Annotated in this window: 22 protein-coding genes and 1 riboswitch; of the genes, 13 read left to right on the plus strand and 9 right to left on the minus strand. The window is 72.3% G+C overall.

The genetic code is table 11. The annotated features are described in order from the left end of the window. Positions 1-28: 28 nt before the first annotated feature. The 3 genes from OG490_RS11580 to OG490_RS11590 form a co-directional block, all read right to left on the minus strand. Positions 29-1,117 (minus strand): prenyltransferase, encoded by a 1,089-nt coding sequence (locus tag OG490_RS11580; protein WP_330296202.1) that lies wholly within the window; start codon positions 1,115-1,117, stop codon positions 29-31. Then, positions 1,114-1,875: a class I SAM-dependent methyltransferase gene (locus tag OG490_RS11585; protein ID WP_330296203.1), complete on the minus strand. Its 762-nt coding sequence runs from the start codon at positions 1,873-1,875 to the stop codon at positions 1,114-1,116. The genes OG490_RS11580 and OG490_RS11585 overlap by 4 nt, the downstream gene beginning before the upstream one ends. Before the next feature lie 97 nt (positions 1,876-1,972). Continuing rightward, positions 1,973-3,337: a glycosyltransferase family 4 protein gene (locus OG490_RS11590; RefSeq protein ID WP_330296204.1), complete on the minus strand. Its 1,365-nt coding sequence runs from the start codon at positions 3,335-3,337 to the stop codon at positions 1,973-1,975. Between the two features lie 229 nt (positions 3,338-3,566). Here OG490_RS11590 and OG490_RS11595 point away from each other — a divergent pair, with 229 nt between their 5' ends. After that, on the plus strand, positions 3,567-4,256 hold the full coding sequence (locus tag OG490_RS11595) for a TetR family transcriptional regulator (protein ID WP_330296205.1): 690 nt from the start codon (positions 3,567-3,569) through the stop codon (positions 4,254-4,256). A gap of 671 nt (positions 4,257-4,927) precedes the next feature. On the opposite strand, the gene OG490_RS11600 is transcribed toward OG490_RS11595, so the two are convergent. After that, entirely contained in the window at positions 4,928-5,161 is a 234-nt protein-coding gene (locus tag OG490_RS11600; RefSeq protein WP_330300887.1) for a ferredoxin, read from the minus strand. Between the two features lie 11 nt (positions 5,162-5,172). Further along, entirely contained in the window at positions 5,173-6,645 is a 1,473-nt protein-coding gene (locus OG490_RS11605; RefSeq protein WP_330296206.1) for an aldehyde dehydrogenase, read from the minus strand. Positions 6,646-6,828: 183 nt separating this feature from the next. On the opposite strand from OG490_RS11605, the gene OG490_RS11610 reads away from it, so the two are divergent. The 7 genes from OG490_RS11610 to OG490_RS11640 all read left to right on the plus strand — a co-directional run bounded on the left by OG490_RS11610 (position 6,829) and on the right by OG490_RS11640 (position 14,975). Beyond that, positions 6,829-7,917 carry an MBL fold metallo-hydrolase gene (locus OG490_RS11610; RefSeq protein WP_330296207.1) on the plus strand — a complete coding sequence of 363 codons (1,089 nt, stop codon included), beginning with the start codon at positions 6,829-6,831 and terminating at the stop codon, positions 7,915-7,917. Between the two features lie 153 nt (positions 7,918-8,070). Next, positions 8,071-8,140: riboswitch (cobalamin riboswitch) on the plus strand. Between the two features lie 146 nt (positions 8,141-8,286). Next, the gene (locus tag OG490_RS11615) at positions 8,287-9,528 is read left to right on the plus strand and encodes a prenyltransferase/squalene oxidase repeat-containing protein (RefSeq protein WP_330296208.1); all 1,242 of its coding nucleotides are present in this window, start codon (positions 8,287-8,289) and stop codon (positions 9,526-9,528) included. Beyond that, on the plus strand, positions 9,528-10,169 hold the full coding sequence (locus tag OG490_RS11620) for an SCO2322 family protein (protein ID WP_330296209.1): 642 nt from the start codon (positions 9,528-9,530) through the stop codon (positions 10,167-10,169). The genes OG490_RS11615 and OG490_RS11620 overlap by 1 nt, the downstream gene beginning before the upstream one ends. Positions 10,170-10,339: 170 nt before the next feature. Then, positions 10,340-11,452, plus strand: coding sequence for an energy-coupling factor transporter transmembrane component T (locus tag OG490_RS11625; RefSeq protein WP_330300888.1), 1,113 nt, complete (start codon positions 10,340-10,342; stop codon positions 11,450-11,452). Next, positions 11,449-13,356 (plus strand): ABC transporter ATP-binding protein, encoded by a 1,908-nt coding sequence (locus OG490_RS11630; protein ID WP_330296210.1) that lies wholly within the window; start codon positions 11,449-11,451, stop codon positions 13,354-13,356. The genes OG490_RS11625 and OG490_RS11630 overlap by 4 nt, the downstream gene beginning before the upstream one ends. Continuing rightward, positions 13,353-14,213 (plus strand): ECF transporter S component, encoded by an 861-nt coding sequence (locus tag OG490_RS11635; protein ID WP_330296211.1) that lies wholly within the window; start codon positions 13,353-13,355, stop codon positions 14,211-14,213. Before OG490_RS11630 ends, OG490_RS11635 begins: the two co-directional genes overlap by 4 nt. A gap of 306 nt (positions 14,214-14,519) precedes the next feature. Then, a complete protein-coding gene (locus OG490_RS11640; RefSeq protein ID WP_330294266.1) occupies positions 14,520-14,975 on the plus strand; it encodes a transglycosylase SLT domain-containing protein in 456 nt (151 codons plus the stop codon). Positions 14,976-15,120: 145 nt separating this feature from the next. On the opposite strand, the gene OG490_RS11645 is transcribed toward OG490_RS11640, so the two are convergent. Beyond that, a complete protein-coding gene (locus OG490_RS11645) occupies positions 15,121-16,290 on the minus strand; it encodes a steroid 3-ketoacyl-CoA thiolase (RefSeq protein ID WP_330296212.1) in 1,170 nt (389 codons plus the stop codon). A gap of 274 nt (positions 16,291-16,564) precedes the next feature. Between OG490_RS11645 and OG490_RS11650 the strand changes: the two genes are divergently transcribed. Next, positions 16,565-17,809: a cytochrome P450 gene (locus OG490_RS11650; RefSeq protein ID WP_330296213.1), complete on the plus strand. Its 1,245-nt coding sequence runs from the start codon at positions 16,565-16,567 to the stop codon at positions 17,807-17,809. A 138-nt stretch (positions 17,810-17,947) separates the two neighbouring features. Continuing rightward, complete coding sequence (locus OG490_RS11655; protein ID WP_330296214.1) at positions 17,948-18,310, plus strand: DUF6193 family natural product biosynthesis protein; 363 nt, start codon at positions 17,948-17,950, stop codon at positions 18,308-18,310. Positions 18,311-18,568: 258 nt separating this feature from the next. Here OG490_RS11655 and OG490_RS11660 read toward each other — a convergent pair whose 3' ends face one another. Continuing rightward, positions 18,569-20,512 (minus strand): bifunctional glycosyltransferase 87/phosphatase PAP2 family protein, encoded by a 1,944-nt coding sequence (locus tag OG490_RS11660; protein WP_330296215.1) that lies wholly within the window; start codon positions 20,510-20,512, stop codon positions 18,569-18,571. A 221-nt stretch (positions 20,513-20,733) separates the two neighbouring features. On the opposite strand from OG490_RS11660, the gene OG490_RS11665 reads away from it, so the two are divergent. Further along, positions 20,734-21,072, plus strand: a complete 339-nt coding sequence (locus OG490_RS11665) for an antibiotic biosynthesis monooxygenase family protein (RefSeq protein ID WP_330296216.1) — start codon at positions 20,734-20,736, stop codon at positions 21,070-21,072. A gap of 99 nt (positions 21,073-21,171) precedes the next feature. Here OG490_RS11665 and OG490_RS11670 read toward each other — a convergent pair whose 3' ends face one another. Next, complete coding sequence (locus OG490_RS11670; protein ID WP_330296217.1) at positions 21,172-21,567, minus strand: nuclear transport factor 2 family protein; 396 nt, start codon at positions 21,565-21,567, stop codon at positions 21,172-21,174. A 106-nt stretch (positions 21,568-21,673) separates the two neighbouring features. Between OG490_RS11670 and OG490_RS11675 the strand changes: the two genes are divergently transcribed. Further along, complete coding sequence (locus OG490_RS11675; RefSeq protein ID WP_330296218.1) at positions 21,674-22,192, plus strand: GNAT family N-acetyltransferase; 519 nt, start codon at positions 21,674-21,676, stop codon at positions 22,190-22,192. Between the two features lie 50 nt (positions 22,193-22,242). Here OG490_RS11675 and OG490_RS11680 read toward each other — a convergent pair whose 3' ends face one another. Next, positions 22,243-24,300 (minus strand): MDR family MFS transporter, encoded by a 2,058-nt coding sequence (locus OG490_RS11680; RefSeq protein ID WP_330296219.1) that lies wholly within the window; start codon positions 24,298-24,300, stop codon positions 22,243-22,245. Positions 24,301-24,487: 187 nt separating this feature from the next. On the opposite strand from OG490_RS11680, the gene OG490_RS11685 reads away from it, so the two are divergent. Next, positions 24,488-25,234 carry a peptidoglycan-binding domain-containing protein gene (locus tag OG490_RS11685; RefSeq protein ID WP_330296220.1) on the plus strand — a complete coding sequence of 249 codons (747 nt, stop codon included), beginning with the start codon at positions 24,488-24,490 and terminating at the stop codon, positions 25,232-25,234. The last annotated feature ends 53 nt before the right edge of the window (positions 25,235-25,287 follow it).

Below are 25,287 nucleotides of genomic sequence, written 5' to 3' on the forward strand. Positions count from 1 at the left end.
CCCGGTCGCGTCAGCCGCAGCAGTCGCGTCAGCCGCAGCAGTCCGGCTCCAGGCCGACCGGCAGGCTCAGCCCGCCGAAGACGACACCCGTGGCCTCGTCGCCGCCCAGCGCGGCCACCGCGAGGAGCAGCGAGCCCGCCGTCCAGGTGGTCTGCTCGACGGGCCAGACGGCCCCGTCCTGGAACACGTACCCGGTCCAGTACATGCCGTTGTCGTCCCGCAGGTGACCGATCGAGCGCAGGATCTCCAGCGCCCGGTCCGACTCCCCCGTCGCCCACAGCGCGAGCGCCAGCTCGCAGGACTCCCCGCCCGTCACCCAGGGGTTCGGCAGCACGCAGCGCACACCCAGGTCGGGGACGACGAACTCCTCCCACCGCTCCTCGATGCGGGCCTTGGCCTCCGCGCCGGTCAGGGCGCCGCCCAGGACCGGGTAGTACCAGTCCATCGAGTAGTGGGACTTGTCGAGGAACCGCTCCGGGTGCCGGCGTATCGCATGCCCGAGGGCGCCCGCCGCCAGCTCCCAGTCCGGCTGCGGATCCTCGCGGTGGGCGGCGATGGCCAGCGCGCACCGCAGGGCCTGGTGGATCGACGAGGACCCGGTCAGCAGGGCGTCGGAGACGGCCTCGCCGGAGGCCTCCCTCTTCCAGCCGATCTCGCCGCCCGGCTGCTGGAGCCGCAGGACGAACTCCACGGCCGCGTACACGGCCGGCCACATGCGGTCGAGGAAGGCGTCGTCCCCGGTGGACAGGTGGTGGTGCCAGACGCCGACGGCGAGGTACGCGACGAAGTTGCTCTCGCGGCTCGCGTCCTGCGGCGCGTCCGTGTCGACCCCGTCCGCGCGGTCGGCGTAGGCCGCGTACCAGGAGCCGTCCTCGTTCTGGTGACGGACCAGCCAGTCGTACGCCCGCTCCGCGGCCTCGTGCTCGCCCGCCGCGTCGAGTGCCATCGCGGCCTCGGTGTGGTCCCACGGGTCGAGGTGGTGGCCGCGGAACCACGGGATGGCCCCGTCCGCGCGCTGCGCGGCCAGGATCCCGGCGACCGTCTGGGCGGCCTCCTCGGCGGTCAGTACGCCGTCCAGGACCAGGTGCTCGGGTGCGGTGCGCTCGGGCGAGCTCACTTCTCGGCGCCCGCGGCGGCCGTCGCGGCGGCGGCTGCTACCGGGAGGTGCGGCTTGGTCGCGTAGGCGACGAAGCTCTTGCCTATGACCGGGTTGAGGGCCTGCTCCACGAGCCGCGTGGCCAGCGGCTTCTTCATGATGTCCCAGACCAGGAGCTTGTGGTACGCCTTGACGGGCAGCGCCTGGTCGTTGTCCACGCCGAAGGCGCACTTGAGCCACCAGTACGGCGAGTGCAGGCCGTGCGCGTGGTGCGTGCCGTACGGCTTGAGGCCCGCGGACTCCATCTTGCCGAGCAGTTCCTCCGCCTTGTAGATGCGGATGTGGCCGCCCTCGACCTCGTGGTACGCGTCGGAGAGCGCCCAGCAGATCTTCTCGGGGCCGTAGCGCGGCACGGTGATGGCGATGCGGCCGCCGGGCTTGAGGACGCGGACCATCTCGGCGAGCACCCCCTTGTCGTCGGGGATGTGCTCCATCACCTCGGAGATGATGACGACGTCGAAGGACTCGTCGGGGAACGGCAGCGCGAGGGCGTCGCCCTCCATGGCGGTGGCGGTGGCCCCGGCCGGAGCCTCACCGGCCTCCTTCATGGCGGCGAACCACTTGGCGACCTCGCGGATCTCCTCGCCGTTGCGGTCGAGGGCGACCACCTGGGCGCCGCGCCGGTAGCACTCGAAGGCGTGCCGGCCTGCGCCGCAGCCCAGGTCGAGTACGCGGTCGCCTGCGGCGAGCGGGAACCGGGAGAAATCGACGGTCAGCACGTGGTCCTGCCTTCGCGGTCGCGGGGGTGAGAGGGGTACGGCATCGGACGGAAGGTGAAGATCACCGGGTACTGCGGGGTGCGGGTGCTACCGCGCACTACCGGGCACTGCCGCTGGGGGCGCCACTACTGGCGCCGCTACGGCGCTCCCGCGCGGCCCGCTCGATGGCGGCGCGGTAGTGCACGACGGTGCCCTCGGCGGCCTTGGCCCAGGTGAACCGCTCCAGCACCCGTTCACGGCCGGCCGCCCCGAGTCTGGCGCGCAGCTGAGGATCCTCCAGCAGCCGGCCGAGGGCGGCGGCCAGCGCGCCCGCATCGCCGGGCGGCACCGCCAGGCAGGTCTCGCCGTCGGGGCCCGCGACCTCGGGGATCGCGCCCCCGGTGGTGGCGACCAGCGGGGTCCCGGTGGCCATGGACTCGGCCGCCGGGAGCGAGAAGCCCTCGTAGAGGGAGGGCACGCAGGCGATCTGGGCGCTGCGCACCAGGTCGACCAGCTCGGCGTCGGTGATGCCCTTGACGAAGCGGACGGCGTCCTGGAGCCCGTACGTCTCGATCGCCCGGGCGACCGGCCCGCGCTCGGCACGCTTGCCGACGACGACGAGGTGGGCGTCGGGCTGCTCGGTACGCAGCTTCGCGAGCGCCTCGACGAGGTGGACGAGCCCCTTGAGCGGGACATCCGCGCTGGAAGTCGTCACGATCCGTCCGGGCACCTCGGCCACGGAGGGGTCGGGCGACCACAGGTCGGTGTCGGCGCCGATGTGGACCACATGGATGCGCTCGTCGCGCACGCCCAGGTGCTCGGCGATCTCCTGCCGCGAGGAACCGGAGACGGTCAGCACGGACGGCAGCCGCCGCGCGACCCGGCCCTGCATGCGGGTGAAGCCGTACCAACGCCGCACCGAGGCACGCTTCTTGCGGCTCTTGGCGGCGGCCAGGTCCAGCTTGCGGTCGACGGTGATGGGGTGGTGGATCGTGGTCACCAGCGGCGCACCGAGCTCGGCCAACAGGCCGTACCCGAGGGTCTGGTTGTCGTGGATGACGTCGAACTCACCGGCGCGCGCGGCCAGATGCCTGCGCGCCCGCAGCGAGAAGGTCAGCGGCTCGGGAAAACCACCGGTCCACATGGTCGCGACCTCGACGGCGTCGATCCAGTCCCGGTACTCGTCGCGCTTCGGAGTGCGGAACGGGTCGGGGCTGCGGTAGAGGTCCAGGCTGGGGAGCTCCGTGAGTGCGGCCCCGGCGCCGGTCACGGCGTCACGGTCGAGGACCGGATAGGGCTGCGCACCGATCACCTCGACGCTGTGCCCGAGGTTGACGAGCTCCCGCGCGAGGTGGCGCACGTAGACGCCCTGTCCGCCGCAGAACGGGTTCCCCTTATAGCTGAGGAGTGCGATCCGCAACGGGCGGCTGTCATCAGTGGCGGAACCCACGAAAGGGCTCGTCACCATGGCCTCAGCGGTCACTCTCGGCCCCCTTCTCCCTGCACTTTCGCCGGAGCGTAACCGCTCGCATAATGTAGAACAAGTTTCAGACTTGATCCGTCGAAGACCATTGAATCTACCGGCCGGAAACCACACCGTAAGAGGGGTGGCAGGTGATTCGCGCCACGGCTCGGACGCCTGACATGCTGGGCGCACAGCAGCCCCGCAACACCCCACCCGCAACAACAGGGAACGCCTTGGAACGGGACAGATGACAGCGGAAGCGAAGGCCGTGACCTCAGCCGTCACCACACCGGCGTCCCCTCCCCTGACGGAGCGCCAGGAGGCACGACGCAGGCGGATCCTGCACGCCAGCGCACAGCTGGCCAGCAAGGGCGGCTTCGACGCCGTCCAGATGCGGGAGGTCGCGGAGTCGTCCAGCGTCGCGCTGGGAACCCTCTACCGCTACTTCCCCTCCAAGGTGCACCTGCTCGTCGCCACCATGCAGGACCAGCTCCAGCACATGCACGGAACGCTCCGCAAGCGCCCCCCGGCCGGGGACGACCCCGCCGCCCGGGTCGCGGAGACCCTGATGCGCGCCTTCCGCGCACTGCAGCGCGAGCCGCACCTGGCGGACGCCATGGTCCGCGCCCTCACCTTCGCCGACCGCAGCGTCAGCCCCGAGGTGGACACCGTCTCCCGACTGACGACGGCGATCATCCTGGACGCCATGGGCCTGGACGCCCCCCCGACCGCGGAACAGCTGTCGGCGGTCCGGGTCATCGAGCACACCTGGCACTCGGCACTGATCACATGGCTCTCGGGCCGGGCATCGATCGCCCAGGTCAAGATCGACATCGAAACGGTCTGCCGCCTGATCGACCTCACGGGGGCGGGGTCGGCCGGGACAGGCGGGTCGGCGGGGACAGGCGGGTCGGCGGGGACTCGGGAAAAGGCCTGATCCCGCCGCTGGCGGACAGGCGGAGAACGGGGGGCTCCAGCCACTACCCACCGCCGACATCCTTACGCACTGATCACGGCGGCACCGACCGCACCGACCGCCCTAGGGACGCTCCGACCGTCCCCACAGCCGGTCTGATCGTCGCTAGGCGACGTCAGCCGCCCCCTAAGCGCGTGCGGCCTATGTCCAGCCCCAGACGGTCGTCAGTCGCTGAGCCGAGCGGCGGTGTGTAGCGATCTGACGCGCCTCAAGGCACCTGGGGGGCTGGTGGTCGTCTTTTGGTGCGGGTTGGCGTGCGACGGGCTCGGGAAGGGTCCTCGATCGGTGTCGGGTGGATGTCCCGAACTCCCCGGCGCCCCCAACCCCGACCAGCAGGCCTCTTCCGACCGTCCGGACGTCGGCTGACCGGCGGGACCCGCCCCGGGGGCTGCGACACGGCCGCCCCTCCGAATATGACCCCCCGGCCACCCCCCGGGGGGATCCCGGAAGTCTTGTGGCATTCCGGGACGGGTCGGTCGGTCAAGGGTGGCCGCAGGCCATCGCGCAGCGACGCGACCGAAGGGAGCGCCCTTGAGGGACCGACCCGGCCCGGAAGGACACTGGACTGGAGGGACGCCCCCAGGGACCCTCAAAGCCACCGACCCACCCGCAGCCCCGGCCAGCCCCACTCCCTACTCCTCCGGCGGAAACACCGCCTCCCCGCTCCCCGCCAATGCGATCGAGATCGCTTCGACCGGGCAGCCCTCGGCCGCGGTCAGCGTCGGCTCGTTCGCGTCCGTTTCCGCCGCCTTCGGGTGCGACTGGCGGGCCGAGTCGAGGGCGAAGCCCTCCGGGGCGTGGTTCACGCACATCCCCGAGCCGATGCAGACCCCACGGTCGACCTCAACCAGCCACCGGTCGCCCATCCCGTCGCCCATCACGCACCGGCCGCAGGGGGCTCGTAGCCGGCCGGGAGGTGGATCATCTTGTGTTCCAGGTACTCGCTCAGGCCCTCCGGGCCGAACTCGCGGCCGACGCCGCTGTTCTTGTAGCCGCCGAACGGGCCGAGCATGTCCAGGCTGAAGGTGTTCACGTTGAAGGTGCCGGTGCGCACCTGTCGCGCGAAGTCCACGCCGTGTTCCACGTCCCCGGTCCAGACGCTGCCGCTGAGCCCGAACTCCGAGTCGTTGGCCACCCGTAGGGCCTCCGCCTCGTCCCCGTAGGGGATCAGGCAGACGACCGGGCCGAAGATCTCCTCGCGGGCGATCCGCATCGAGTTGTCGACGTCTCCGAAGAGGGTCGGCTCCACGTACCAGCCCTGCTCCAGGCCCGCCGGGACCCCGCCGCCGGACAGGACCTTGGCGCCTTCCTCCTGGCCGATCCGGATGAAGTCGAGCGAGCGCTGCTGCTGCCGCTTGGCCACCAGCGGGCCGACCTGCGTGGCCGGGTCGAGCGGGTCGCCGACGACCAGCGCCCCAGCCTTGGCGGCGAGCGCCTCGGCGAACTCCTCGTAGCGGCTGCGCGGGGCGAGGATGCGGGTCTGGGCCACGCAGGCCTGGCCGTTGTTCATCCAGGCCGCCGGGACGATGCCGTCTACGGTGGCGCCGAGGTCGGCGTCGGGGAGGATGACGGCGGCGGACTTGCCGCCGAGTTCGAGGGTGACGCGGGTGAGGTTGCGCGAGGCGACCTCCATGACGCGTCGGCCGGCCGCGACGGAGCCGGTGAAGGCGACCTTGTCCACGCCGGGGTGGCCGACCAGGTACTCGCTGACCTCGCGGTCGGCGGGCAGGATCGACAGCACGCCCTCGGGCACTCCGGCCTCGCGGGCGATGTCGGCGAGGATGTAGGAGTCGAGGACCGCCTCCGGGGACGGCTTGAGGATGACCGCGCAGCCGCTGAGCAGCGCGGGCGCCAGCTTGGCGGCGGCGACGAACTGCGGGACGTTCCAGGGGATGACGGCGGCGACGACGCCGACCGGCTCGCGCCGTACGAGGATCGGGCCGAGTACGCCCTGGCGGTACTCCTCGTAGGGGTAGGCGCGGGCGACGGTGATCGCGGCGTCGTAGACCATCATCGGGCCGAGCGCCTGGGCGAGGACGCTCCAGGAGTACGGGGACCCGTTCTGGGAGCTGATCGAGCGGGCGATCTCCTCGTGGCGGACGGCTATGGCGTCCTTGATCCGGGTGACGACCGCGATCCGCTCGTCGAGGCTCATGCGCGGCCAGGGGCCCTCGTCGAAGGCCGTGCGGGCCACGGCCACCGCGCGGTCCACGTCCGCCTTCGAGGCGTGCGGGACGCTGCCGATGACCTGCTCGGTGTGGGGCGAGACGATCTTGATCGTGTCGGAACCCAGCGGGTCCGTCCACTCCCCGCCGATGAGCAGTTGTCCGTGTTCGACGAGCTCGGTCATGGCTGATGCCTCCTGCGGCTTGGGCGTTCCAGAACTGATACCAGTTCTAGTTCTAGGAGTCCACGCCCCTGACACAACCGGGACCGTGAGCGGGCCGGAAGATCCAACGACTAGTCAGGAAGCCTGCAAGATGGTCGACTTGGGCGACTATTGCAACATGTTCTCGTTGGAACGGAGCCCCTCATGACAGAGGACACGTCACCGGTCCGGTCCCCGGACACGTCAGCCGCGACGCCTCACGTCACCGACCACGGCGGAGGCGTGTGGGGCATCAAGGTCCCCATCCCCGACAACCCGCTCGGCCACACCCTCGTCCACGTGCTCGACACCGACAACGGCCCCGTCCTCATCGACACCGGCTGGGACGACCCCGAGTCCTGGGACACCCTCGTCGCCGGGCTCGGCGCCCTCTCCCTCTCCATCACCGACATCCACGGCGTCGTCATCACCCACCACCACCCCGACCACCACGGCCTGTCGGGCCAGGTCCGCGACGCCTCCGGCGCCTGGATCGCCATGCACGCCGCCGACACCGAGGTCGTCGTACGGACCCGGTCCTCCGAGCCCGGCGTCTGGTTCGACTACATGAGCGAGAAGCTCGCCACCGCCGGAGCCCCCGAGGAGCACATCGCCCCGCTGCGGGCCGCCCGCGCGAGCGGCCGGATGCGGACCCTGCCCGGGCTGCGGGCCGCGGTTCCCGACCGGGAGATCGTCCCCGGCGAGCTGCTGCCGCTGGCCGGCCGCCGGCTGCGGGCCATCTGGACCCCCGGCCACACCCCCGGCCACGTCTGCCTGCACCTGGAGGAACAGCACCCGGCGAACCTGCCCGGCAACGGCCGCCTCTTCTCCGGGGACCACCTGCTGCCCGGGATCTCCCCGCACATCGGCCTCTACGAGGATCCCTCCTCGGAGCAGGTCACCGACCCCCTCGGCGACTACCTCGACTCCCTCGAACGCATCGGCCGCCTGGAGCCCGCCGAGGTGCTCCCGGCCCACCAGTACGCGTTCACCGACGCCCCCGGCCGCGTACGGGAGCTGCTGGACCACCACGAGGAGCGGCTGACCGGGCTGTGGGAACTGCTCGTCGCGCAGCCGCTGACCCCGTGGGCACTGGCCGAGCGGATGGAGTGGAACCGGCCCTGGGAGCAGATCCCCTACGGCTCCCGCAACATCGCCGTCTCGGAGGCCGAAGCCCACCTGCGGCGCCTGGTGAAGCAGGGCCGCGCGGAGGCGGTGCCGGGCAGCGACCCGGTGACGTACCGCGGGCTGTAGGCGGCCCCGCGAACACGCCTGCCGACACCCCTGCCGACACCCCCGCGGGGAGCCGGGCGGGAGTCCCGGTAAGGGGCACCCCGGGCCGGCGCCACCAGGTGCGCGGGCTACGGGCCGGTAGAGTATGGGCGTCGTCCACACCTTCGTACGGGGGGAAGCCGGTGCAATTCCGGCGCTGACCCGCAACCGTGACCCTCCCTCGGCTCCGCCGGGGCGGGGAGCCGGAATGCCCCGTACCGGAGGTGCGCGGCTCGAGCCGCCGGTTCCTCCGGCGGCCGGCACCGTCGAGGTAAACGGAGCCGGAGCCCGGTGCCAGCCGCTGCTGTGCCGCCTGCCTCCGGATCCCCACAGGAGAGGCACCCGCCCCACATGAACGTCCGCCGCAGCGCCGCAACGCTCGCCGCCTCCGCCGTGCTCTGCGTGGGTGCCGCCCCGGCGGCCCTCGCCGCGCCCGTGCCCACCCCGGCGCCGGTCATCCCTTCCGGACTCTTCGGCAAGGGCGACCCGACCTACGACGGTGTGTGGCGGCAGTCGTTCGCGCTCCTCGGCCAGCACACGGCCGGCATCAAGCCCGCCCCGCAGGCCGTGGACTGGCTCGTCGGCCAGCAGTGCGCCGACGGCGGCTTCGCCTCCTACCGCGAGGACGCGACGGCCGCGTGCGACGCGAAGACGATGCTCGACACGAACGCCACCGCGGTGGCCGTCCAGGCGCTGAAGGCGCTCGGCGGCCGTGACGCGGTGGTGAAGAAGAGCGTGGACTGGCTGAAGTCCGTCCAGAACGAGGACGGCGGCTGGGCCTACGTCCCCGGCTCCCCGAGCGAGGCCAGCTCCACCTCCGTGGTGATCAGCGCCCTGGCCGCGGCGGGCGAGAAGCCGGCCGAGGTCAAGTCGAAGGCGGGCAAGTCCGCGTACGAGGGCCTCCTCGCCTTCCAGCTGGGCTGCTCCGCCGAGCCGGCCGGCGACCGGGGTGCCTTCGGGTACCAGCCGGCCGACGGCAAGCTGCCCGCCAACGCCGACGCGACGGCCGCCGCGGTCCTGGCCGGCCTCGGCACGGGCGCCGCCGTCGCCCCCGCCGCCACCGACACCCCGGCGGCCCCCCTGACCTGCCCGGCGACCGCCGGCGACCCGGCGGCCGCCGCCCAGGGCGCGGCCGGATACCTGGCCGAGGCCCTGAAGAAGGACGGCCACCTCACCGCCGTCACCCCGGGCTCCGACCAGCCGACCGCGGACGTCGGCAACACCGCCGACGCGGTGATCTCCCTGGCCGCGGCCGGGCACAAGCAGTCGGCGGCGGGCGCGCTGGAGTGGCTGAAGGCCAACTCCGCCGAGTGGGCCAAGGGCAACCCGGCCGGCCTCGGCACCCTGATCCTGGCCGCGCACGCGACCGGCACCGACCCGAAGGCCTTCGGGTCCACGGACCTGGTGGCGGCGCTGAACGCGACGGGCCCGGAGCCCGCCAAGGCCACCGGCTCCATGGAGAGCGACTCCGGCAAGAAGACCTCCGAGGACTCCGGCAACAAGAACGTCTGGTGGATGATCGGCGCGGGCGCCGCCGCCGGCATGGGCATCGGCATCGTGCTGAGCGGCCGCCGGAAGAAGAACCAGCTCTGATGCGCCTTCGCCTGACGCCGGTGCTCCTCGGGCTCGGCCTGGTCCTCACGCTCCTGGCCGCGTCCCCCGCCCTCGCCTCCACCTACCGCTACTGGTCCTTCTGGGACGGCACGGGCGGCCAGTGGAAGTACGCCACCCAGGGCCCCTCCTCGGCGCGTCCGGCGGACGGCTCCGTACAGGGCTTCCACTTCGTGGTCAGCAAGGACGCCGCCGCCCAGGCCCCCGCGCCGCGCACCGGCCCCGACTTCGCGGCGGTCTGCGCGGGCACCCCGGCGGTGGACGGCAAGAAGCGGATCGCCGTGGTCATCGACTTCGGCACCCCGGCGGACGCCCCGACGGGCGACACCCCGCCGCAGGACGCCCCGCGCACGGCGTGCGCGCAGCTCGCCCCGGACGCCACGGCGGCCGAGGCCCTGGCGGAGGTGGCGAAGCCGCTGCGCTACAACAGCGCGGCGCTGCTGTGCTCCGTCTCGGGGTACCCGAAGCAGGGCTGCGGCGAGCCGGTCGCGGAAGCCCCAGCCGACACGGCCACCGGCAAGAGCGTCGGCGGCCCGTCGGCGGGCCTCCTCGCGGGCATCGCGGCGGTGGCCGCCCTGGCCGCGGCCGCTCTGTGGCAATCGCGCCGCCGCCGCACGCGGTGACCCCGGACCCCGCCGACGCGGGCTCCCGCGCCGGCGGGGCGGACGGCGACACCGTCCGGCCGCCCGCGGGGGCCTCCCGCCGTACGAACGGCACCACGCACGGCGCCGCACCCGGCGGCCTGACCCCGGCCCGCCCCGCCGCGAACCGGGCGGCGAAGGGGGCCCGGCGGGTGCCGACGTACAAAAGGATCACGCCTCCCGAGGCCAGTCGGAGCAATGCCCTGCACGCGGGGGCCTGGTGGATCTGGGCGCTCGGGCTCGCCACCGCCGCCTCGCGCACCACCAATCCCCTGCTGCTCGGCCTCGTCGTCGGCGTCGCCGGTTACGTGGTCGCCGCGCGCCGTACGGACGCCCCCTGGGCCCGTTCCTACGGCGCCTTCGTCAAGCTCGGCCTCTTCGTCATCGGCCTGCGCCTCCTCTTCTCCATGCTCCTGGGCTCCCCCATCCCCGGCTCGCACACCCTGTTCACCCTCCCGGAGGTCCCGTTGCCCGCATGGGCGCAGGGCATCCGGTTCGGCGGCCGGGTCACCGCCGAGCAGCTGGTCTTCGCCTTCTACGACGGCGCGAAGCTGGCCACGCTCCTGATCTGCGTCGGCGCCGCCAACGCCCTCGCCAATCCGGCCCGGCTGCTGAAGTCCCTGCCCGCCGCCCTGTACGAGGTCGGCGTCGCCGTGGTCGTCGCGATGACCTTCGCGCCGAACATGGTCGCGGACGTGGTCCGGCTCCGCACCGCCCGCCGCCTGCGCGGGCGGCCCACGGGCGGGGTTCGGGCCATCCTGCAGATCGGCCTGCCGGTGCTGGAGGGCGCGCTGGAGCGTTCCGTCGCCCTCGCCGCCTCGATGGACGCGCGCGGCTACGGCCGCACCGCACGGGTCCCGGCCGCCGTCCGGCACACCACCAACGTCCTGACCCTCGGCGGACTGCTCGGCATGTGCGCCGGTACGTACGGGCTGCTCGCGGCGGAGGGCGCCGTGTACGGCCTGCCGATCCTCCTCATCGGCCTCGCCCTGGCCCTCGCCGGGCTGCGGCTCGGCGGCCGCCGCTCGATCCGGACCCGGTACCGGCCCGACCGGTGGGGCCTGCGGTCCTGGCTCGTCGCCGGGTCGGGCGCGGCGGTCGCGGCGCTGCTGATCCGGGCCGCGTCCCTGGACCCGGAGGGGCTGCGCCCCGGCGTGATCCCCCTGGTCGCCCCGGCCCTCCCGCTCTGGCCCGCCGCGGTGATCCTGATCGGCCTGCTTCCCGCCTTCGTGGCACCCGTACCGCCGAAGGAGGCGTCGCCGTGATCCGTTTCGACCAGGTGTCGGTGACATACGAGGGCGCGCCGACCCCCTCCCTCCGCGACGCGGACTTCGTCATCCCCGAGGGCGAACTGACGCTCCTCGTCGGCCCCTCGGGCGTCGGCAAATCCACCCTCCTCGGGGCGGTCTCCGGCCTGGTCCCGCACTTCACCGGGGGCCGGCTCCAGGGCCGGGTCACCGTCGCGGGCCGTGACACCCGTACGCACAAGCCGCGCGAGCTGGCGGACGTCGTCGGCACGGTCGGCCAGGACCCCCTCTCCCACTTCGTGACGGACGTGGTCGAGGACGAGCTCGCCTACGGCATGGAGTCCCTGGGCCTTCCCCCCTCCGTCATGCGCCGCCGCGTCGAGGAGACCCTGGACCTCCTCGGCCTCGGCGAGCTGCGCGACCGCCCCATCGCCACCCTGTCCGGGGGCCAGCAGCAGCGCGTCGCCATCGGCTCGGTCCTGACCCCGCACCCGCGGGTGCTCGTCCTGGACGAGCCGACGTCCGCGCTGGACCCGGCGGCCGCGGAGGAGGTCCTGGCGGTCCTCCAGCGACTGGTCCACGACCTGGGCACGACCGTCCTGATGGCGGAGCACCGCCTGGAGCGGGTGGTCCAGTACGCCGACCAGGTCCTACTCATCCCCGCGCCGGGCGCCGCACCCGTCCTCGGCTCCCCTTCCTCGATCATGGCCGTCTCCCCGGTCCACCCCCCGGTGGTGGCCCTGGGCCGCCTCGCCGACTGGTCCCCCCTCCCCCTCTCCATCCGCGACGCCCGCCGCCGAGCCGCTCCGCTCCGGTCCCGCCTGTCCCACCTGCCCGGGCCGGACGAGGCACCGTCCACCCCGGCCCGCGGCGCCGCTTCCCGGGCTCTGCCCGGACCCGCGCCTCAAACGCCGGCGGGGCTGGATCTGCCCTCGGCGCAGCCCGGCCAGGGGTCCGGGGCGGAGCCCCGACAGGGGTCCGGGGCGGAGCCCCGGGGAACGGTGGAAGGGTGGGTAGGGGACGGCCGCCCGCAGGGCCCCGGCTCCGGCTCCGGCCCCCGCATGCTCGCTCGCCTGCTCCGGCGCGGCCGGACGACGCCTACGCCCGAGACCCAGGCCCCGGCCCCGCCCCCGGGGCAAGGCCCGGCCACGGTCAAGGGCCTCTCCCTCCGCCGCGGCCGCGCAGAGGTCCTCCGCAACATCGACCTCGCGGTAGCGCAAGGCGAGATCGTCGCCCTGATGGGCCGCAACGGCGCCGGCAAGTCCACCCTCCTCGCCACCCTCGTCGGCACGCTGGAACCCACCACCGGCCAGGTGACCGTCAGCGGCCGCACCCCCCACCGCACCCCTCCCCGCGAGATGGTGACCCGCGTCGGCCTGGTGCCGCAGGAGCCCCGTGACCTGCTCTACGCCGATACCGTCGCCGCCGAGTGCGCCGCCGCCGACCACGACGCCGGCCGGCCGACGGGTACCTGCCGGGACCTCGTCACCGCGTTGCTGCCCGATGTCCCGGACGACACCCACCCGCGCGATCTCTCAGAGGGCCAGCGCCTGGCCCTCGCGCTCGCGCTCGTCCTGACCGGCCGCCCGGCGCTGCTCCTGCTCGACGAGCCGACCCGTGGTCTGGACTACGCGGCCAAGGCCCGTCTGGTGGAGATCCTGCGCGGCCTGGCGGCCGACGGCCACGCGATCGTTCTGGCCACGCACGACGTGGAGCTCGCCGCCGAGCTGGCCCACCGGGTGGTGATCCTGGCCGGTGGCGAGGTGGTCGCGGACGGGCCGACCGCCGAGGTGGTCGTCTCCTCCCCCGCCTTCGCGCCGCAGGTGGCCAAGATCCTGGCCCCGGGCCACTGGCTCACGGTGTCCCAGGTGGCCGCCGCCCTCGGAGCGCAGCCCCCGGCCCAGGACGGGGGCAAGCCATGACCCGCACCCGCCCCGTCCGCATCGGCCCCCGTGCCGCCGCCGCACTGGTCCTCGTCACCCTCATCGGCGTCGCCGCCTTCGGCTGGCCCCTGCTCGCCGATGCGCAGTCGGGCCTCGCGCACTCCCAGGACGCCCCCTGGCTCTTCGCCGCCCTGCTCCCGCTCCTCGTCGGGGTGGTCGTCGCGACCATCGCGGACGACGGGATGGACGCCAAGGCCGTCGCCATGCTCGGCGTACTGGCCGCGGTGGGGGCCGCGCTGCGTCCCCTGGGTGCGGGTACGGCCGGTCTGGAGCCGATGTTCTTCCTGATGGTGCTGAGCGGCCGCGTCCTCGGGCCCGGCTTCGGCTTCGTCCTGGGGGCGGTGACGATGTTCGCGTCGGCCCTGCTCACGGGCGGGGTCGGGCCGTGGATGCCGTTCCAGATGCTGGCGATGGGCTGGTTCTCGCTGGGCGCGGGGCTGCTGCCGGGCCCGGAGCGGATCCGGGGGCGGGCCGAGCTGGCGCTGCTCGCGGCGTACGGGTTCCTCGGCTCCTTCGCGTACGGCACGGTCATGAACCTGCAGGGCTGGGTGATCCTGCAAGGCATGGGCCAGGGCATCTCCTTCCACCCCGGTGAGCCGGTGGCCGCGAATCTGGCGCGCTTCCTCGCGTACTGCCTGGCGACCTCGGTGGGCTGGGACCTGGGCCGGGCCGCGCTGACGGTCGTACTGACCCTCACGCTCGGCACGACCCTGCTGAAGGCGTTGCGGCGGGCCACGCGGAAAGCGGCCTTCGACGCACCCGTGGCCTTCGATGCGGGGGCCGGATCCGACCGTGAACCTTCCCCCGAAAGGGGTACGGGCGGGCACGCTGGGTGAGATCCGGGGCCTGGGGCGGTGACCCGCCCCACAGGACCTAGGTCACATACGAGCCGGGATAGTAGTCCTTAAACGTCCCCTACGCACCCCTTCATACCGGCTCTCACCTGCCCTGATGCCTGCCCGGTCGGAGGGGGGTCGTTGCGCCCCGGCTGCGAGGACCACTAGTAAGAGGGGTCGTTGCCAGGGCCCGGGAACCCCCGTAGAACTGGATGAGTCGCAGGGCGGACGGAGATCCCCCCGGGTTCACCCCCGGTCTCTCGCTCCCCCCGACGAACCCCTCTCCTTCGCGTGAGTGGCTCACGCATGTCTTCGGCATGCCTGCGACCGTCCCTGTCCCCTTCGGAAGGTCAATCCGTGTCCAACGCCGTCATCCGCCGCATCGCCGCTTCGAAGAAGACCCTCGCGGGTACCGTCCTCGCCCTGGGCGTCGCCGGTTCCATGCTGGCCGCGGTTCCCGCGCAGGCCGCCCCGATGAGCGCCAAGGCGATCGCCCAGCAGATGATCAAGGACCCGGCCCAGTTCGCTGCGTTCAACAACATCGTTTCCCGCGAGAGCGGCTGGGACCACACCGCCACGAACTCCTCTTCCGGCGCGTACGGCCTGGTCCAGGCCCTGCCGGCCTCGAAGATGGCCTCGGCGGGCTCGGACTGGAAGACCAACCCGGCCACCCAGATCAAGTGGGGCCTGGACTACATGAACTCCCGCTACGGCAGCCCCGTCGGCGCCTGGAGCTTCTGGCAGAACCACCACTGGTACTAAGCCACCAGCGGCACCAGACGCAGCAGCACCATGCGGCAGACGCAGCAGCACGCATGCGAAGGCCCCGGCGGCCGACCTCCCCAGGTCCGGCCACCGGGGCCTTCTGTCATCCCATCCCACAGGGTCCGAGTCCGGCGCCGGCGTACTACAGGCGCTGGATGATGGTGCCCGTCGCCAGTGCGCCGCCCGCGCACATGGTGATCAGGGCGAATTCCTTGTCGCGCCGCTCCAGCTCGTGCAGCGCGGTGGTGATCAGCCGGGCGCCGGTGGCGCCGACGGGGTGGCCCAGGGCGATGCCGCCGCCGTTGACGTTGACCTTCTCCAGGTCCTGGTCGAAGACCTGGGCCCAGCTGAGGACGACGGAGGCGAAGGCCTCGTTGATCTCGACGAGGTCGATGTCCTTCAGCGACATGCCGGCCTTGCCGAGCACCGCCCGCGTCGCGTCGATCGGCCCGTCCAGGTGGTAGTGCGGGTCGGAGCCGACCAGCGTCTGGGCGACGATCCGGGCGCGCGGGCGCAGTTTGAGCGCGCGGGCCATCTTGCGCGAGGCCCACATCACGGCGCAGGCGCCGTCGGAGATCTGCGAGGAGTTCCCGGCGGTGTGCACGGCGGTCGGCATGACCGGCTTGAGCCGGGCCAGCGCCTCCATGGAGGTGTCGCGCAGCCCTTCGTCCCGGTCGACCAGCCGCCACATGCCCTGACCGGCGGCCTGCTCGGCCTCGGTGGTCGGGACCTGTACGGCGAAGGTCTCGCGCTTGAAGCGCTCCTCGGCCCATGCGTCGGCGGCCCGCTGCTGGGACAGGACCCCCAGTTTGTCCACGTCCTCGCGGGTCAGGCCCCGGTTGCGGGCGATGCGTTCGGCGGCCTCGAACTGGTTCGGGAGGTCGACGTTCCACTCGTCCGGGAAGGGCTTGCCGGGGCCGTGCTTGGATCCGGAGCCGAGCGGGACGCGGCTCATGGCCTCGACCCCGCAGGCGATCCCGATGTCCATGACGCCGCCGGAGATCATGTTGGCGACCATGTGGTTGGCCTGCTGGGAGCTGCCGCACTGACAGTCCACGGTGGTCGCGGCGGTCTCGTAGGGGAGGCCCATGGCCAGCCAGGCGTTGCGGGCGGGGTTCATCGACTGCTCGCCGGCGTGGGTGACGGTGCCGCCGACGATCTGCTCGACGCAGTCGGGCTGGATCCCGGTGCGGGCGAGGAGCTCGCGGTAGGTCTCGCCGAGAAGGTAGGCGGGGTGAAGGTTGGCGAGTGCGCCCCCGCGCTTGCCGATGGGGGTGCGTACGGCTTCGACGATGACGGGTTCCGCGGCCATGAGCTCGTCCTCTCCTGCTCCTGCGTAGCGCACAGCGCGCTCGGCTAGCGCGCCTCAGCTGACGGACGGGCCGTCCCGGCGCCCCGCCCGAACTAGTACGCGTTCTAGTTCTCCCCGCAGTCTTATGACCAGAACACCCGGTACGCAAGGGTCTTGCACGTGGCTTACACGGATTCCACACGCAACAGTTGGTGCGGGGACCCTTGTCACTTCTAGAACTCGTTACTACCTTCAAGCCAACTTCTGATGGGCCGTCAGACTTTGGAGTCGCCCGATGCCCTGCCCCGCGCTGCCCGAAGGCTTCGACGCCACCGACCCGGACCTGCTCCAAGACCGGGTTCCCTACCCCGAGTTCGCACAGCTGCGGGAGACCGCACCCGTCTGGTGGTGCCCGCAGGAGCGGGGCATCACCGGATTCGACGACGAGGGGTACTGGGCCGTCACCCGGCACGCGGACGTCAAGTACGTCTCCACGCACCCGGAGTTGTTCTCCTCCACGACGAACACGGCGATCATCCGCTTCAACGAGCACATCCAGCGCGAGGCGATAGATGCCCAGCGTCTGATCATGCTGAACATGGATCCCCCGGAACACACCCGCGTACGCCAGATCGTGCAGCGGGGCTTCACCCCGCGGGCCATCCGCGGACTGGAGGCGGCCCTGCGCGACCGCGCCCGGAAGATCGTCGCCGAGGCGCTGGCGGCCTCGGCCGACGGCAGCTTCGACTTCGTCACGCAGGTGGCCTGCGAACTCCCCCTCCAAGCCATCGCCGAGCTGATCGGCGTACCGCAGGAGGACCGCTCGCGGATCTTCGACTGGTCGAACAAGATGATCGCCTACGACGACCCGGAGTACGCGATCACCGCGGAGGTCGGCGGCAACGCGGCCATGGAGCTCATCGGCTACTCGATGAACCTGTCCGCGGAACGCAAGGAGTGCCCGGCCCAGGACATCGTCACGCAACTGGTCGCCGCCGAGGGCCAGGGCAACCTGGGCTCCGACGAGTTCGGCTTCTTCGTCCTCCTCCTGGCGGTGGCGGGCAACGAGACCACCCGCAACGCCATCAGCCACGGCATGCACGCCTTCCTGACCCACCCCGACCAGTGGGAGCTGTACAAGGCGACCCGCCCCTCGACGACCGCCGAGGAGATCGTTCGCTGGGCCACCCCCGTGGTGTCCTTCCAGCGCACCGCCACCCAGGACACCGAACTGGGCGGCCAGAAGATCAAGGCCGGCGACCGCGTCGGCATGTTCTACTCCTCCGCCAACCACGACCCCGAGGTCTTCGCCGACCCCGAGCGCTTCGACATCACCCGCGACCCGAACCCGCACCTGGGCTTCGGCGGCGGCGGTCCGCACTTCTGCCTCGGCAAGTCGCTGGCCATCATGGAGATCGACCTGATGTTCAACGCCCTGGCCGACGCCCTGCCCGACCTGCGCCTCGTCGGCGACGGCCCGCGCCGGCTGCGCGCGGCCTGGCTGAACGGCATCAAGGAGCTGCGGGTCAGCCACGGCTGACCCGTGATCCAGGACGGCAGGGGCCCCACCTCCCACGCCCGGCCCCTGCCGTCCCTCGGTTGTTACCCGGCGGTCGTTACCTTCTCGCCGCCTTCGAGATCATTGCCTTGACGGCGACCCGGCCCCCAGACTGCCCGGATGAACCTTGAGGACCCCAGCGCCAGACGCTGGCAGCGGCTGCCCACCACCTGGCGGCGGATGGCCGAGGAGAACGGGTCCGAGCCCCTGAGCCAGGGCGTCATGAGCCAGGGCGTCCTGGCGCTCATCGAGGCCGCCCGCGCCGAACCGGAGCTGCGCCGGCTGTACCCGTACACCAGCCACTTCACCCTGTGGTTCAGCGCCTCCGAGGGCCACCCCTTCGCCGTGACCGCGCCCGCCGTCGAGCCCCTCCCCGACGGCCGCTTCCGCGTACGCGGACCCCGCCAGACCACCACGCTCGGCGAAACGGATACGGCGACGGCGGCGATAGCCCTGGTGGTGGCCAACCTCCCGGGCAACTGACCGGGGGCGCGGGGAACCGCGCGCCCAGCCACAACGGACCCGCGCCCGAAACTCATCCAGGGGGTCCGGGGCGCAGCCCCGGGGAACGGGCGAAGGGCGGGTAGGGGACAAGCCCCGCAGGGCCGGCCCCCGCCCCGAGTGGCGGGAGCAGCCCCCCGGGCGGACGATGGCAGAACGCGGCGATCCAGCGCGAAGGGGTGCCGGGGCGGGATGCTACACCGCCCCGGCACCCCTTCGTCGTCGCCGCAGAACGCCGCCTCAGGCGCTCGTACGCTCCCCCGCGCCGACCCGCTCCGGCACCCGCGGCCGCGGCACGGACACCCCGGCCGGCACGGCATCGCCGCGGGGACCCGAGAGCACGTAGACGAGTCCGAAACCGGCGCCGACGACGACCGCGCCGCCGACCGCGTCGAGCACCCAGTGGTTGGCGGTGGCGACGATCGCGCACACGGTGATCGTCGGGTGCAGCGCCCCCAGCAGCTTCTGCCAGCCCTTCGGCGCGAGCGTCACGATCACGACCCCGCACCACAGGGACCAGCCGAAGTGCAGCGAGGGCATCGCCGCGTACTGGTTGGAGATCGCGGTCATGGCCCCGTAGCTCGGGTTCGCCAGGTCCTGCACCCCGTGCACCGTGTCGATGAAGCCCAGGTCGGGCATCAGGCGCGGCGGCGCGAGCGGGTACAGCCAGAAACCTATGAGGGCGAGCACGGTGGCGAGGCCCAGGGAGGCCCGCGCCCAGCGGTAGTCCTTGGGGCGGCGCCAGTACAGGACGGCCAGGATCGTCAGCGGGACCACGAAGTGGAAGGAGGTGTAGTAGAAGTTGAAGAACGCCTCCAGCCAGGGCGTCTTCGCGACGGCGTGGTTCACCGCGTGCTCGATGTCGATGCCGAGCGCCTTCTCGATGCCGTGGATCTGGCTCCCGTTGCCCTCGGCGAGGCTGCGACTGGTGGGTGCGGCGGCCCGGATGTGCGAGTACAGCGAGTACCCGACCCGTATCAGGAGCAGTTCCAGCAACAGATTCGGACGCGACAGCACGCGCCGCCAGAACGGCAGCAGCGGGATCCGCGCCCACCGTGCGGGGGCGGGCCGCCCGTAGGCCGTCGGTACGGGCTCGCGCCAGTACGGGGACGAGCGCGGCAGGAACGGCACGGCGCAGGCCGCGGCGACGGCCGCGAGCAGCAGCACGTTGTCCCGTACGGGGGCCAGCGCGGCCAGGTTGGGCAGCAGCACGTCGCTCGGCAGGGTCATGGCGAGGACCACCGCGACCGGCCACACGGGCCGGTCCGCGGCCCGCTTGCCGACCTTGCCGGCGACCGCGAGCAGCACCCAGAGCAGCTGGTGGCGCCAGCCGGTCGGGGATACGGCGACGGCCACGCAGCCGGTGATGGCGACGGCGAGCAGCAGCTGTCCGTCGCGGGCGTAGCGGGCGGCGCGGCGCAGACCGAACCAGGCGATGGCGGCCGCGAGGGCGACGTAGAGCAGGATCTCGCCGGGGCCGGACAGGCCCAGGCGCAGCAGCGCGCCGTGCACGGACTGGTTGGCGAGGCTGTCGGGGGCGCCGCCGAGGCCGGTGCCCGCCAGGTGCTGGACCCAGTACGTCCACGAGTCGCGCGGCAGCGCCGCCCAGGACAGTGCGGTGGCTCCGGCGAAGGTCAGGACGGCGGCGCGCGCGGTCGGCTTGCGCCCGGTCAGCCACAGCAGCGGGGCGAAGAGCAGCAGCGCGGGCTGGAGGGCGGCGGCGAGGCCGATCAGGAACCCGGACGGGCGGTCGGCCGGAACCCGGAACACCGCCAGCAGCACCAGCAGGACGGGCAGCACGGCGGTCTGGCCGGGCGAGGCGGCTTCGCGGACGGGCAGCGAGACCATCATCAGCGCGACCAGCACGGGCGCGGCCAGCAGCGCGGTGCGCCGGGGCACGGGATCGGGCAGGCCGCGCGCGGCGACGAGCCCGATGGCGGCGACGAACAGCAGGGTCACGCAGGTCCAGGCCACCTCCAGGGAGGGCGTGGCGAAGCCGAGGAGCGGCTTGAGGACCAGCCCCGCGAAGGGGGTCCCGGTGAACTGGCCGTTCTCGTAGAGCAGGCCCGGCAGGCTGCCCGGGGTGCCGGGGAGGTGGAAGTCGCTGAGCCACTCGCCCGGTGGCACGCGCAGCACCACGGCGGCCTGCCTGACGGCGAGCAGCCCTGCCAGCGCCCACAGCATGAGGCGTGCCGCCCCAAGCCTGCCGCCGCTACCGCCTATGACCCCGGCATGTCCGTTCGCACCGCTGTGCTCCGCCGCGTTAGCCACGCCTCGCCGGCCTCCCGCCCTGTTGACCGCAACCCTGACTTTGCCTGGCTGCCGCGTTTGATACCGCGTTTGATACCGCGTCCTTCATTTACCCGGACGACGATATCCCCCGCGCGATACCTAGGATGGCGCGCATGAGCATCGTGAAGATCAACGCACTGACCGTCCCGGCCGAACAGCGAGAAGTCCTGGAGCAGCGGTTTGCCTCCCGGGCGGGTGCGGTGGAGGGGTCCGACGGGTTCGAGTGGTTCGAGCTGCTGCGGCCCGTCGAGGGCACCGACCAGTACCTGGTGTACACGCGCTGGCGCTCCGAGGAAGACTTCCAGGCGTGGATGGAGGGCCCGATGAAGGCGGCCCACCAGGGTGGCGGCGCGGGCGGCGCGGGCGGCGGCGAGCGCCCGAAGCCTGCTTCCACGGGGTCCTCGGTGTGGTCCTTCGAGGTCGTGCAGCAGGCGGCGCCGAAGCAGGCGTGAACGACGCGGGGCCCGGAGCATCAGCTCCGGGCCCTTGCACTTTCATCCGATTCTCACGTCGGCTGGCGTCAGGTCACTCCCGTCAGCTCCAGAATCCCGTCAGCTCCAGAAGGCGTCGCTCTCGTCGATGTCCTCGATGCAGACGTCCAGGTCGCTGATCTTCCCGGCGACGAGGGTGAAGAAGATCCCCTCGTGGATCTCGAGCCCGCGGTCGCCGCGGTCCGCGCGCGATGTGTGGAAACTCATGACGTGGCCGCGGCCGTCCGCGAGCAATTTGTCCAGATGGACCTGGAGCGTCCCGTTCGACTCCTCGAAGAGCCGGCGGTAGAGGTCGAAGACGGCCTCCCGCCCCTTGTGGTGCCCTGAGATGGGACTGCTGCCGGGCATGTGCTGGATGACGTCGGCCGTCATCATCGTGCTCAGTTTGTCCATGTCGCGCTGGCCGAAGGCCTCGTAGGCGCGGCGGACCAGGACACAGTCAGGATGCTCCGACATGAGGTTCACGCCCTTCATGCGCACGGTTTGTCCTTTTTCCTATCATCGGCCCGTGCCTGTGGATATTCCAACGCGGACCCGGTGCCGCCCGCTCCACAATGACGCCATGACCAGCGACACGAGAATCACTACGACGGACACGGCGGGCACCTGGCAGGTCGTCCCCGAGGCATTCACCACCCCCGACGCCACCGTGCTGCGCCGCGCGTACTACGCGGAGGTCGCGGGCCGGTACTGGGACCGGGCCGTCACCGAGGCCGAGATCGACCAGGGGCTCCTGGACTTCCCGGACGAGGGGCTGAGCGCCCCGACGGGGCAGTTCGTGGTCGGCAGGCTCGACGGCCGGCCCCTGGCCTGCGGCGGCATACGCCTGCTGGACCCCGCCACGGCCGAGCTCACCCGGGTGTACGTGGACCCGCGCGCCCGCGGCACCGGCGGCGGCGCGGCCCTGCTGGGGGCACTGGAGGAGGCCGCCCGCGAGCTGGGCGCCGAGCGCGTCCGGCTGGACACCAGGTCGGACCTGGTGGAGGCCCGTGCCTTGTACGCGCGTCACGGGTACGCGGAGATACCCGCGTACAACTCGGGCCCCTACGCGGAGCACTGGTTCGAGAAGCGCCTGGTCTGAGCCGGCCGGTGCTGCCGAGGTCGGGCGGGGTCGGGCCGGGTCCGGCGGGGTCAGGGCGTGGCGGAGTGGTCCCGGCGCGGCAGGGTCTCGTACGGCTCCTCGGCGTCGGATCCGCAGAGCTCCGCGTTGATCTCGGCGACCAGCTTCGACAGGTCGGTCGGGCGGTCCGGGCCCCACCAGTCGCCGAGCAGTTCGGCGAGGGAGTCCTCGCGGGCCGCCGACAGCTTCAGCGCGCTCTCCCGGCCCTTCTCCGTCAGGACCAGCGGCAGCCCCTCGCGCACGGCGAGCCCGCGCTCCTCGACCTGGCGGGCCGCGTCCGTGATGGCCTTCAACGGCACGATGGTCCGCTCGGCGAGCATGGCGGGCTCGGCGGAGCCGTACTTGTTGATCCGCAGCAGCAGCCAGCTGGACGCGGGCAGCAGGTCGTAGCCGGCCTTCTCGGTGATCTTCTCGTAGACGTGCTTGCGGCCCTGGAGGGTCCCGAGCACCGACAGGGCGCGGGCGACCTCGTCGCGGGAGGAGCGGTGGACCGGGTTCGAGGCGAGGGTCTCGGTGACATCGGGCGCCGTCACCGAGCCGCGCAGCTTGTCCTCCTTGAGGAACCAGGCCACGACGAAGGCCACCAGCACCACGGGTGCGGCGTAGAGGAAGACGTCGGTGATGGAGGTGGAGTAGGCGTCCAGCACCCTCGGCCGCAGGGCGGCGGGAAGGGCCGCGATGGCCCGCGGGTCGGCCTCCAGCCGCGAGGCGTCCACCCCGGGCGGCAGCGGGAGCCCGGCCAGCGCGGAGGAGAGTTTGTCGTCGAGCCGGTTGGTGAAGATCGTGCCGAAGATGGCGACGCCGAAGGAGGCGCCGATGGAGCGGAAGAAGGTGGCACCGGAGGTGGCGACTCCGAGGTCGGCGTAGCTGACCGAGTTCTGCACCACCAGCACGAGCACCTGCATGACCAGTCCGAGGCCGGCGCCGAAGACGAAGAAGTAGACGCTCATCTCCCAGGTGGAGCTGGTGCGCTCCAACTGGTGCAGGAGCAGCAGCCCGACGGCGGTCAGGGCCGTGCCCGCGATCGGGAAGACCTTCCAGCGTCCGGTGCGGCTGACGATCTGGCCGGAGCCGGTGGAGGTGATCAGCATGCCGAGCACCATCGGCAGCATGTGGACGCCCGACATGGTCGGCGAGACGCCCTGGACGACCTGGAGGAAGGTCGGCAGGTAGACCATCGCGCCGAACATCGCGAAGCCCACGACGAAGCTGATCAGTGAGCAGAGGGTGAAGGTGCGGATCCGGAAGAGCTTGAGGGGGAGCACGGGCTCCACGGCCCGCTGCTCGACGAGGACGAAGGCGATCAGCAGCACGACGCCCAGTACGGCCAGTCCGATGATCTCGGGGGAGCTCCAGCCCCAGGTCCCGCCCAGCGAGGCCACGAGCACGAGGCAGGTGGCGACGGAGGCGATGAGGAAGGTGCCGAGGTAGTCGATGGTGTGCTTCTCGGAGCGCACCGGGATGTGCAGGCTCGCGGCGATGACGAGGAGCGCGACGAGACCGATGGGGAGGTTGATGTAGAAGACCCAGCGCCACGACAGGTGGTCCACGAACAGCCCGCCCAGCAGCGGGCCGAGCACGCTGGTCGCTCCGAAGACCGCGCCGAACAGGCCCTGGTACTTGCCGCGCTCGCGCGGCGGGACGATGTCTCCGACGATCGCCATCGACAGCACCATCAGCCCGCCGCCGCCCAGGCCCTGCAGCGCGCGGAACCCGATGAGCTGCGGCATGTTCTGAGCGAGCCCGCACAGGGCGGACCCGATCAGGAACAGCACGATGGCGTACTGGAAGAGCTTCTTGCGCCCGTACTGGTCCCCGAGCTTGCCCCAGAGCGGGGTGGCGGCGGTCGAGGCGAGCATGTAGGCGGTGACGACCCACGAGAGGTGAGCCATCCCGCCGAGATCGCTGACGATCGTCGGGAGGGCCGTCGAGACGATCGTCTGGTCGAGTGCGGCGATCAGCAGTCCCAGCAGCAGTGCGCCGATGGAGACGAGCACCTCGCGCGATGCGTGTTCGGCGCCGGGACCGGACTTCCTCGGGTCGGACTCCGTGGCCACGTCCTGAACCATCGACTCCTCCTCAGGGCTGATCGACTACTCCATCCTGAGCGGTGTGTCCGGTTATGGCCTGTCGGGCGGGTTGGGAGGGGCTCCGCGGGTCTGCATAATCGCTGGCAGTGGCCAGGGAGGGGTACCAGTGAGCGCTGAGCGCTGTCCAGATTGCGGCGCCGTGAGAGACGACTGCCGATGCGAGTCCTTGCGGATCCGCCCCTACGTCTCGCTGCCCGACCCCGGCCAGGCCGCAGCCCCGCCGCAGCAGCCCCGTACGCGGCCGATGCCGCTTGCCGAGCCGGAGGCGCACACCCCGGCGTACGGGGTTCCGGTGGTGCCCTGGCCCGACGAAACGGTTCAGCTGCGCGCCGTCCCGCCATCCGGGCCGCCGCCCGGGAAGGCCGGCGCGCGCCGCCGCATACGCGTCCTCCCGATCGCCGCGGCCGTGGCGGTCGTCGCCACCGCGGCCCTGGCCGTGACCGCCTTCTCGGGTTCCGGCAAGCCCGACGCCGATACCGTCCTCCTCGACGTGCAACCCACCGCGCCCCTGACGGCCCTGCCGTCGGCCGCCCCCGTGCAGAGCTCGGCGAGCGCCAAGCCGAGCCCGTCCCTCTCGCGGTCCCCGAGCCCCTCGCGCTCCGCCTCCCCCTCCCCGACGCCGAGCCAGAGCCGCTCGTCGGCTCCGGCGGCCTCCCCTTCCCCCACCCCGAGCCGCCCTTCCAGCCCTCCCCCGCCGTCGCAGGCGGTCACGCTCCAGTACGGGGACTCGGGCCCGGAAGTGGAGAAGCTCCAGCGGCTGCTGTCGGCCCAGGGGGTCTACCGGGGCAAGTTCGACGGCAAATTCGGTGGTCAGACCCGGTCGGCGGTCTCGACCTTCCAGTGGGAGAACGACATCGAGGGCGACCCGTACGGGGTCTACGGCCCGGAAACGCGCCGCGTCCTGGAGGGATAGGAGCCCGGGAGGGATAGAACACATCCCCTCGGCTGGCGCGGACCCCGCTTCAT

It is taken from the genome of Streptomyces sp. NBC_00503 (assembly GCF_036346895.1).
GTDB lineage: Bacteria > Actinomycetota > Actinomycetes > Streptomycetales > Streptomycetaceae > Streptomyces.